The organism is Vibrio parahaemolyticus, assembly GCF_900460535.1.
Lineage (GTDB): Bacteria > Pseudomonadota > Gammaproteobacteria > Enterobacterales > Vibrionaceae > Vibrio > Vibrio parahaemolyticus.
The window spans coordinates 1,227,213-1,238,370 of the sequence record NZ_UHIL01000002.1 but is presented as its reverse complement, the minus strand read 5'-3'; the positions used below and the strand labels follow the sequence as shown (position 1 = coordinate 1,238,370).

7 protein-coding genes are annotated in these 11,158 nt (G+C 47.8%); 4 read left to right on the top strand and 3 right to left on the bottom strand.

All coding sequences use genetic code 11. The features are described from left to right. Nucleotides 1-86: 86 nt before the first annotated feature. The 4 genes from DYB02_RS22665 (at nucleotide 87) to DYB02_RS22650 (ending at nucleotide 4,987) form a co-directional block, all read left to right on the top strand. Entirely contained in the window at nucleotides 87-1,718 is a 1,632-nt protein-coding gene (locus tag DYB02_RS22665; protein ID WP_015312995.1) for a methyl-accepting chemotaxis protein, read from the top strand. 293 nt (nucleotides 1,719-2,011) lie between these two features. Beyond that, entirely contained in the window at nucleotides 2,012-2,959 is a 948-nt protein-coding gene (locus tag DYB02_RS22660; protein ID WP_005462020.1) for an HlyD family secretion protein, read from the top strand. Between the two features lie 4 nt (nucleotides 2,960-2,963). Further along, nucleotides 2,964-3,890 carry an ABC transporter ATP-binding protein gene (locus DYB02_RS22655; RefSeq protein ID WP_015312993.1) on the top strand — a complete coding sequence of 309 codons (927 nt, stop codon included), beginning with the start codon at nucleotides 2,964-2,966 and terminating at the stop codon, nucleotides 3,888-3,890. After that, a complete protein-coding gene (locus DYB02_RS22650; RefSeq protein WP_005498311.1) occupies nucleotides 3,890-4,987 on the top strand; it encodes an ABC transporter permease in 1,098 nt (365 codons plus the stop codon). The genes DYB02_RS22655 and DYB02_RS22650 overlap by 1 nt, the downstream gene beginning before the upstream one ends. Before the next feature lie 109 nt (nucleotides 4,988-5,096). Here the strand turns inward: DYB02_RS22650 and DYB02_RS22645 are convergent, their stop codons facing one another. The 3 genes from DYB02_RS22645 to fdhF form a co-directional block, all read right to left on the bottom strand. Beyond that, nucleotides 5,097-5,468 (bottom strand): hypothetical protein, encoded by a 372-nt coding sequence (locus tag DYB02_RS22645; protein WP_005487881.1) that lies wholly within the window; start codon nucleotides 5,466-5,468, stop codon nucleotides 5,097-5,099. Between the two features lie 176 nt (nucleotides 5,469-5,644). Further along, nucleotides 5,645-6,592, bottom strand: a complete 948-nt coding sequence (locus tag DYB02_RS22640; RefSeq protein WP_031822838.1) for an endonuclease/exonuclease/phosphatase family protein — start codon at nucleotides 6,590-6,592, stop codon at nucleotides 5,645-5,647. Nucleotides 6,593-6,664: 72 nt separating this feature from the next. Further along, nucleotides 6,665-10,933 (bottom strand): formate dehydrogenase subunit alpha, encoded by a 4,269-nt coding sequence (gene fdhF / locus DYB02_RS22635; protein ID WP_029804192.1) that lies wholly within the window; start codon nucleotides 10,931-10,933, stop codon nucleotides 6,665-6,667. Nucleotides 10,934-11,158: the final 225 nt, after the last annotated feature.

The window sequence follows — 11,158 nt, the reverse complement described above, 5'->3', positions numbered from 1 at the left end:
AAATTTATTTGAGACATTAATCACACTATATTTCAAATCTCAGTAATAGACTCCGAGCCTTTCAAACCCCCATTATCAGTGAGTCTATGAAACTTTCTAATTTAAGTATCAAGTATAAAATCAGTGCGCTGATTTTGATCATTTCGTTATCTGTTATCGCTCTCTCCGTTTTCTTTACATCTGAAATCAAGATGATAGAAGGAAAACTTACCGTATTTTCTGAAACCACCGTACCTAGCGTATTGCTCGTAAAAAATACCGAAATTGAACTCGGAATTTTAAGAAAGGATGAATTCTCTTTATTAACCAATGTGAATCACCCTCAATTCATGGAATGGGTAGCCGGATTAGAAAAATCTGAACAGAAAATTGATAAATATCTAGACCAATATGAGAAAGGACTATGGGATCAACGCGACCGAGACGCTTTCAATAAAGTAAAAAGTGCCTGGGTTAAATACAGTGCGTTTAACAATGAATACGCGAAGTTGCTATTGAACAATAAAATCGATGAAGCAAATGAAACATTGTTAAACGGATTTTCTACATTCACACAATTATCCGATGCGATTCGTGATTTAGTGGAACTAAACCAAACCTACGTACAAGAAGATATTGCTAGCGCTCATGAAGCAGTGCGCAGCGCAATCACCTACAGCATTATTGCTATCGTCGCGCTATTGGCATTGAGTTTTACGCTAGGCCTATTCCTAACCAAACAGATCTGCACACCACTAAATTACGTGGTAAACATGGCGTCGAAAATCGCGTCAGGCGACCTAACTTACCAGCTTCCACGTAACAAAATTGGCCATGATGAGCTTGGCACCTTGGCAGATGCCTGCGTTGATATGCAAGCGAAGTTGCTTACTTTGGTCGACAGTATCTCGTCAACCACAGCTCAAGTAGGCACCGCCATTGAAGAAGTGAGCGCGATTTCCGAACAGACTTCAACAGGCATGGATGAACAACAAGTTCAGCTAAACCTTATCGCAACAGCAATGAACGAGATGCAAGCGACAGTAAATGAAGTCGCCAGCAACACCGAAGCCGCGTCAGAAACAGCAAACAGTGCTTCTCACGATGCGAAAGAAGGCCGCGGTGTCGTTCAAGAATGTATTAACCAAATCCACGAAGCATCATTGGCGATTCAATCGGTTGGCAACATGGTGACAGAACTGGAACAAGATGCGTCTAACATCAGTGTTGTGGTTGACGTTATCCAAGACATCGCGGAACAAACCAACTTGCTTGCGCTTAACGCTGCCATTGAAGCTGCGCGCGCTGGTGAACAAGGCCGTGGTTTTGCCGTCGTAGCGGATGAAGTGAGAACGCTAGCAAGCCGCACTCAAGCTTCAACCGAAGAGATCATCACGATCATCTCTAAACTGCAAAATTGTTCGAAGAGTGCCGTTTCAGCAACAAACAACAGCAGCGATTTGATTCAAGAGTGCGTTGAGCAAGCACAAAAAGCCGGTGCAACCATCGACCAAATCGAAAAAGGCGCAGATAACATTGCTGAAATGAGCATTCAAATTGCGAGTGCTTGCAGCGAGCAAAGCTCGGTAACAGAAGAGCTGCATCGTAACGTGGAACACATCAACCAGTTCTCTAGCGAAGTGGCGACAGGTTCACGCCAAACAGCAATTGCATGTCGCGATTTAAGTGAGCTGGCGGTAGGTCTACAAGAGATCGTCGGCCAATTCAAAACGGCATAGTCACTAACGTCATTCTTATCTATTCAAGCCCAGCGATGATCGCTGGGCTTTTTTAATGTCATTTGCCGATAAAAACCGGAGCTTGGTCAAGGTTCTTTAAATTGAGGCCTTCATAGCCCACTTCCAACGCTAAGCCTCTCTATTTAAAAAGAATCGCTTGTAGATAAAATGCTAAGCTCTAAAAAGAAATCGTTATGGATGGCGGTTAGCGACGGGTTAGCGGGCTCAATCAACACGCTCCCGTTCGCAAGTTATCTATTCATGCATTACTTCTTCAAAGGAAGCACCGCACTATGAAGCGAATCATTTTTGGCACATTGATTATTGCCCTTTTAAGCGCCTGTTCAAAAGATAACACGCACCAAGCGCTTGGCACCCTAGAGCGTGACCGCGTAACGTTTACCGCCACATCTAATGAGATAATTAGAGCCCTTCCAGTAAAAGAAGGCAGCTTGGTCAGTGAAGGGGAAGTGTTGGTTCAGCTCGATACCAAGAATCAACAAGCAGTTCTTGCACACGCCGTTGCCGAGCAAGCCAAAGCGGGAGCGTATTTGCTTAAATTGACCAATGGTGAACGCCCAGAAGACATTGCTGCCGCATCGGCTCGCGTAGCCCGAGCGGAAGCGCAGCTCACCGAAGCGCAGAAAAACTATCAACGCAAAGCAGAACTAGTGCGTAAAAAACTCATCAGTCAATCCGAAAAAGATTCCGCTCTTGCGGCAAGGGACTCGGCGAGAGCCGAATTAGACTCAGCAAAAGAAGAGTTCAGTAAGCTCACCGCAGGTTCCCGCCTCGAAGACATCGAACAAGCTAAAGCCGCTTTAATGGCGGCAAAAGCCGAAGTGGCGTTGCAAGAGCAAAAGCTGGCAGAACTCACCATCACGGCCACGCGTGACGGTACGCTCGATAATTTGCCTTACAATCTTGGCGAACGCGTACCAGTGAACGGTGTGGTTGCCGTGATTCAAGCCAACCGCGTGCCGTATGCGCGAGTGTATGTTCCTGCCGATTATCGAATCGGGTTTATTCCTGGGAAAACCGTGACGGTGAATGTCGATGGTCTTGAGAGTCCATTACAAGGCACCGTTCGTTGGGTGGCTAGTGAGCCTTCATTCACGCCCTACTTCGCACTAACCGAAGAAGAACGTTCACGATTGATGTATCTAGCAGAAGTTGATTTACCTGAGTCTGCAAAAACGTTGCCGTCAGGTGTGCCTGCCCAAGTAGATTTGGTGGAGTAAGCCAATGACCGAGTATGCAATTCAAGCTCAAAATGTGGTCAAAAAGTTCGGCGACTTTACTGCTATCAATAACATCACACTCAACGTGCCCAAAGGCAGCATTTACGGATTTTTGGGGCCAAATGGTTGCGGTAAGTCGACCACCATTCGTGTGCTCACCGGCCTTCTCAGCCCAAGCGAAGGCAGTGTGGATGTGCTTGGATTAGAAATCCCAAAACAATCCGAACAACTGCGGCTCAAAATTGGCTACATGACACAAAAGTTCTCGTTGTACGACGACCTATCCGTTCAAGAAAACCTCGAATTTATTGGGCAAATTTTCGGTTTAAGCAGCCAGTCGCTGAAAGAGCGGATAGAAGAGCAGCTCACCACTTACGGGTTGGATCAATTGCGCAAACAGCGCGTAAGCGGCATGAGTGGCGGTCAAAAGCAGCGCCTTTCACTCGCCGCGGCGACCATGCACAAACCCGAACTGCTATTTTTAGATGAGCCGACATCCGCCGTTGACCCCGAAAATCGACGCGATTTTTGGGAGCAGTTGTTCGACTTGTGCGATCAAGGTACGACGATTTTGGTCACCACGCATTACATGGACGAAGCGGAACGCTGCCACCGTCTGGCGATCATGGAATCGGGCGAAATTCGTGCTGATGGCGAACCCGAACAGTTAATGGAACAGATGGGCGTTAATATCATTGAGGTGAAAGCCGACAAACTTCGTGAACTCAAAGAAAAGCTGATTCAACGTGACGAAGTTCGCTCTGCGGCGCAGTTGGGGATTCGTTTACGCATCCTTATCCACCAGCATGTCGAGCAGCCGATTGAATGGTTAAAGCAGACGTTTCCTGAACTTCAAAACGCTGAGATGAACCACGCTCGCCCAAGCTTAGAAGATGTTTTTGTCAGCGTGACAGGGAAAGGCCGCCAATGATGAAACCTATCGCTCGCATGAAAGCCGTCATGATCAAAGAGATTCGCCAACTTTCCCGTGACCGAATCACATTTGGCATGGTGGTGATGATCCCACTTATCCAGCTTTTGCTGTTCGGTTTCGCAATCAATACGGACATTCGCAACATTCCGGTAGGTGTTGTCGACCAAAGTGGCAGTACCGCCGGGCGGATCATTACCCAGTCCGTCAAAGTCACTCAAGTGGTGGATATCAAAGAAACCTATGCCACCGCGCAAGAGGCTGAACAAGCGATTCAAGATGGTATTGTGCGCGCCGTGCTGATTTTGCCAAGCGATCTCACACAACGCATGATGCAAGGTCGAGAGCTTGGCCAATGGATTGTGGATGGGTCAGATACCATGATCAGCTCGGCAATATTGTCGTTGCAAACCATGCCATTGACCGATTTTGATTTCGAGATTCGCCCAGCGCCAAGCAAAACATTCGAAGTCGCACTCTACTACAACCCAAGTCGGCGTTCTGCGGTCAATATCGTACCCGGCTTACTCGGTGTGATTCTCACCATGACGATGATTTTGTTCACCAGTGCCGCGATTGTACGAGAACGTGAACGGGGAAATTTGGAGCTATTGATCACCACGCCCATCCACTCGATAGAGCTAATGGTGGCGAAAATCGTGCCATATATCTTTGTCGGCTTAATTCAGGTTTTCATCATTCTAGGGTTGGGACATTGGATTTTCGGCGTACCGATTAACGGTGCAATCAGCCAAATTCTGTTTGGAACCTTGTTGTTTATCGCCGCCAGCTTAACTTTAGGATTGGTCATATCCACCATCGCCACAACACAGCTTCAAGCCATGCAAATGACGGTGTTCATTCTTCTGCCTTCGATTCTGCTGTCTGGATTTATGTTTCCTTACGAGGGCATGCCAGTCGCAGCACAGTGGATTTCAGAAGCCCTGCCCGCCACTCACTTTATGCGCATGATTCGAGGCATAGTGTTGCGAGGAGCGGATCTGATGGACTTATGGCGAGATACACTTTGGTTGCTCGGGTTTACCGTATTTGGATTGGTCGTCGCGTCACTAAGGTTTAAGAAATCGCTCGATTAAAGTTACCCATTTTTCTCTTTCGCAAAAACAAAAATAGCCTCGACAAAGAGGCTATTTTTGTTTGGAAATTTGAATGCCTTACTGACAATGCTCAATGGCACGATTCAGTTTAGTAATATTCACCAAAAGAACAATCGCGTAAGTCAGAAATGCTGTAATTCTTCAACGAGTTAATTTTGAAGTTAAAAACCACTTCTTTACATACCATCCCGTCTCGGTCGGTATAGGTGATGAACCCTTCACTGTAAGCACGCTTGCCATCAGAGGATTTAACATGCGCTGCAAGCTCTAAATGCCCTTTGTGAGCTTCTACGCGGTTCATCATTTCAAACACATCCATCCACTCTTCGCGATTTGCCATTTGTATCAACATGGATTTGGCCTGTGTTTCCAACTGCTGCGGATACACGTAATAACGGTTGTAACCAAAGTATGCGCACATCAGTAATAGAACGAGTGCAAATGAGGTTGTTCTTGTCATGCAAGCTGCCTCTTGTTGTTATAAAAACTCTGCTTCGTTAATTCAGTATAGGAAGCGAGCAAAGTTTAGGTTATAGAACTTGCTCAAATAACAGAGGATCGTCAGAGACAGTCAATTCTATGACAAGCTCAGCACCGGTTTTACTTATGAAACATGACAAATTCTAAGAGCTTGAACTATGGAATATGCACACCGATCTGGGTTGTCACCATGCGGTGATCTGAGCCTTGTGGAAAAGCAGAGGATTCACGAGAGCAAATGATTCGCTGTCCTTGCTCAGATTTTAGCCACAAGTGATCAATACCTATCATCATCGGCTCTGGCACGTTTATGCCTTTGATGTTAGTTGGCCAGCTCGTCACTGGCGCGGTTTGAAAACTCGGGAACAGCGCAGAAAAACGAGGGCTAACCGAGGAGAGATTGAAATCCCCCACAACCAACACCTCTGGCTCGGGATAAAGCGCGGTCAGAGTTTCTATGGTTCGCACCAGCGCATTTCTTTGATGCCAAAGCTCGCTGGTTCTTGGTGATGGTGGATGAGCCGCAAACAAAGTGATCGGTGCTTGACCTTTAGGCAACCAAACCGCTCTGATGACTTCTTGTCCATTTGGCGCACGATAAACCGAAACCTCCGTGATCGGGTGTCGGCTAAGAATCATCAAATTTGATGGGTACCCTACGTCACGTTGGCCACCATGATAATGCGGATAGACATCATCCAACATGTGCAAGAGGCTACCAACTCGCGGCGTCAGCTCTTGCATCACCACCAAATCAGCAGGATGCCTCAACAGATAGTTGATGAACTGATTGATGTCTGAGTTTTCGTAAAAAAGATTAAATTGAATGACGCTCAACGAGTGCGAGCAAGACGCCACATGACTGCGCTGCGGCGGAACAAGTAACGAGACAAACAAAATAGCGACAAAGGCAGAAAATGCACTTTGCAACCATCTGCGAGCGATAAAAAACGCCGAGGCTAAAATAACGTAAGTGAACACAATGAGGGCGGGAATCGAGGTAAGATTCTCCGCCCACCAAATATGTTCAATTTGCCTGACCGCCAGCCAAATAAGAGCGGGTAGAAGCAATATGATCCACTTAAAAACGCTCGACACACGCACTGCTCGTTTCGCTATTACATATCATAAGCTTAAATGCAATTTCTCAACTCGCCAGTGCGTGAAGCGTTGATGTTAGACGTGGTGTACCGCCTCCTCGACAGGCTCTGGTTGAGCGGCCGTTTCACTGATTTCAATCTTAACCGCTGCGACTTTGAATTCAGGAATTTTCGCATGCGGGTCCGTTGCCGTAGTCGTCAAGCGGTTGACTGGCGACTCAACAAAATGGAACGGGATAAACACGACGCCTTTTTGCATTCGCTTGGTCACAAACGCATCAATTTCGATACTGCCACGACGAGTCGACACTTTTAGGCGCTGACCATTATGGATACCAATTGCTTCAGCATCTTCAACACTGATCATCGCTCTTGGCCCAGCAAGGTTATCCAACCCTTTCGTTTTGCGTGTCATCGTACCGGTATGGAACTGTTCTAGCACACGCCCTGTTGTAAGCACCAAAGGATACTCTTCATCAGGCAACTCGGCTGCATAACGGAACGGCACGCCCACCATTTGCCCTTTCCCTCGGGTAAATTGGGTTTGGTGCATAATACGAGTACCGTTTGGATTGTTCTTGTTACTTGGCCATTGAACACCGTTCGGCGTGATCGCGTCCCAACGCAACCCTGCATATTGCGGCGTTACACGCGCGATCTCGCTAGTGATTTCAGAAACACACTGGTAATGCCAATCGCTGCCCATCGCGTTTGCGATCGCTTGAATGATCCACCAATCTTCTTTCGCCTCACCCGGCGCTTTCACTGCCGCATTAACGCGCTGCACGCGTCGCTCAGTATTGGTGAAGTGACCGGATTTTTCCGCAAATGAACAAGAAGGCAATACCACATCGGCGTACTGCGCCGTCTCGGTGAGGAAGATGTCTTGCACGACCAAGAAGTCGAGTGCTTCTAACCCTTCAATCACGTGTGCTTGGTTTGGATCGCTCAGTACTGGGTTTTCGCCCATGATGTACATCCCGCGAACTTCTCGTTTGCACGCCGCATCGATGATTTCCGTTAGGGTAAGCCCTTGCTCAGAAGGTAAATTCGGCGCATCCCACTCAATCGCGAATTTCTGACGAACAATCGGGTTATACACTTTTTGATATCCCGGATAGCAGTTCGGCAAAGCGCCCATATCACACGCACCTTGTACGTTTGATTGACCACGCAGTGGGTTAATACCACCACCCTCAATACCGATGTTGCCACACAACAATTGCAGGTTTGCAATCGAACGAACGTTGTCGTGCCCTGTTGTATGCTGGGTAATACCCATTGAGTAATACACCGCCGTGCGTTTTGCCGTACCAATCATTCGCGCCATCGCGAAAATATCGTCCGCTTTTACGCCCGTCACTAACTCAACTTTGTCGAGGTTGTACGCTGGCGACATCACCTCTTGAAGCAAGGTATCAAAGCCGTCTACGCGCTCTTCGATGTATTCTTGATCGTACCAACCATTTTTGATGATTTGCTGCATCACGCCGTTGAGCAACATAACATCCGTGCCCGGACGATGCGCTAAGTACAGCTCTGCATGTTCAGCCATGTCCACTCGTTTCGGGTCTGCCACAATCAAGCGCGCCCCGTGATGACGAATCGCCTGTTTGATGTGCGAAGCGATGATCGGGTGCGCAGATGTGGTGTCAGAACCAATAATAAAGATCACATCGGAATGCTTAATGCTCGGAATATCGTTGGTCATCGCACCACTCCCCAACGATGCTTCAAGCCCTGTCACACTTGATGCGTGACACAAACGTGCGCAGTGATCAACGTTGTTCGTACCAAGTTCACGACGGATGAATTTTTGAAACGCGTAGTTATCTTCGTTAGTGGTTTTCGCTGAAGAGAATCCGGCCAGTGCGTTGCTACCAAAATCTTGCTTGATGGTCGAAAGCTTCGAAGCCACTAGCTGAATCGCTTCGTCCCAACTCGCTGGCTGCAACCAACCATCTTTACGAATCAGTGGTGTCGTTAAACGCTCTTCGCTGCTAATGAAATCAAAACCAAAACGGCCTTTCACGCACAGCATTCCTTGGTTAACTGGCGAATCCGCCCCTTTTACATAGCGGATTTTGTTTTGTCGCTCATCGACAAACATGGTCAACTTACAACCCACACCACAATAGGTACAAATGGTATCGACGGCTTTTAGCTGTTCGGTTCTGCCTTGAGAGCGGTCACGGCTGTCCACCATCGCGCCCGTTGGACATGCCTGAACACACGCCCCACATTGCACGCATTTTGAATCGCCCATGAGCGTCAAACCGTTGCAACTTGCGCCTTTTTCATCGGAGCGGAATCGTGGACGATCATCTGGTCGTAAAGCTGGTCGGCCATTTTTATCCGACACAAAACTCAACACACCATGTACCGCTTGCTCGCGGCATGCTTGAATACACTGACCACAACTGATGCAGCGGTTAGCATCAAATTCAATGAACTCAGAACTGCGGTCTACTTCGTATTTATGACGAAGATCTTTCGCACGTAAATCGAGCCAATCTTGATGGCCAATCACGCTAGCAGAGGAAACGTCCACGGAAACATCGAAATGTTGCTCAGCATGATATTCCGTTGAGTAATCTCGCAAGGCACAGTCGGTGTTCGCTTGACAACCACACTCTAAGCAGCGCGCCGCTTCTTTCATGGCCTCTTCGTTATCAAAGCCCAGTTCCACTTCAGCAAAACTCTGCTCACGCTGCGCTGGAGTCAACTCCTGCATGATTGAACGAGCAACTTTTTGGATGTTTTCAAAATGAAGTGGGTCAACCTGCGCCAGTTTTTTCTCTTTACGAGAGTTGAACGCAGGTTTCGGCATATCCGCCATATCTCCATTGAGGAACAGATCAATCGCTTTTGCCGCAACTCGCCCATCTCCCACCGCTTCAACCGCTGTTGCAGGACCACGACGAAAATCACCGATACTGAAGATATTGCCCGTACCCGTGTGCATGGTTTGCGCATCGGATTCAGATGTGTTCCAACGCGTTAGAGGAATGGACAGCTCATCGTTTTCTAAGAAGCTGAGATCCGGCTTTTGCGATACCGCTGCAATCACGGTATCAAATGCTTCAGTAAAGAACTCACCCGTTGGTTTCGGGCTACGACGACCAGACGAATCTGGCTCACCTAACGCCATTCGCTCTAATCGAATTGCCTTCACGCGGCCGTTTTCATCCGCGATGTTTTCCGCCGGATTCGTCAAGAAATGGAACTTCACGCCCTCATGTTCAGCTTCGACGATTTCGTAGTCTTCGGCCGGCATTTCGTCGCGAGTTCGACGATAGATCAAAGTGGTATCGGCACCCGCACGACGCGCCGTACGCGCACAGTCGATCGCAGTGTTACCACCACCAATCACGGCAACTTTTCTGCCCGTCGCGTAGTTTTGTTCTGTAACGTAATCTTTCAGATAATCAACACCGAGGTAGCAACCGTCCAAGTCGCTACCAGGATAATTCATTTCTACCGCTTGAGACGCCCCCACAGCCAAACAGACAGCATCGTAGTCTTCACTCAATTGAGACAGCGTGAAATCAACACCAAGCTTTTTGTTGGTTTCAACTTGCATTCCGTTGCGGCACATCAGTTCGATTTCTTTGTCTAGAATGTCTTTGGGTAGGCGATATTCAGGAATGCCGTAGCGTAGCCAACCGCCTGCTTTTGGCATGGACTCAAATACGGTGACGTCATAACCTTCATTCGACAAGTAATAACCTGCCGTTAAGCCACCGGGGCCACTACCAACAACGGCGATCTTGCGATGCTTCGCTGGTTTTTTCTCTGGGACATACGCTTCATGCGCCGCTAAATCTGCGTCTGCGGCATGGCGTTTGAGTTGGCGAATGGCAATCGGCTCATCCACCAAAGAACGGCGACACTCACTTTCGCAGAATGCCGGACACACGCGCCCAATCGACAACGGCATTGGCAGTGTGCGTTTAATAACTTCAATCGCTTTTTGATGATCGTTTTGCGAGATATGGTAGAGGTAAGATTGGATGTCTACCCCAGCAGGGCACGCCGTTTTGCATGGAGCTTCACAGTCGGCGTAGTGGTCCGTCATGATTCGGTTGAGCGCTTTTCTGCGGTGCTCACTCAGTTGTTCTGATTGCGTGACGACATTGAGACCGCGGTACACTTTGAGGTCACAAGCGCGCTTAGTTCCGCCACTTTCCACTTCGACAACACACAAATCACACGGAATTTTCTCGTTACTTTTGTTCATTCCGCACAGTGAAGGGATTTCGACCCCACACACTTTGGCTGCTTCCAGAAGGGTTAGCCCCTCTTCTACAATTCTATATTTTCCATCGATGACAATTTCTATCATACAACCCCCGAAGCAGGCACGTTAAACCTTACATTCTATAAGGATAACCCCTACCATGGAAAGTTCGTGTGACAAAAAACTCAATAAAGAGATATTTATTGGCGATTAATATGTCTAACCTCTCCCAAGATGCACCAAATATCTCACGCTTACTTGGGGGTGAATGCTTGACTTTCCCCCTAGGGTAACCTTTATTATTAAGCGGTTACTCGTTATTTACACTCA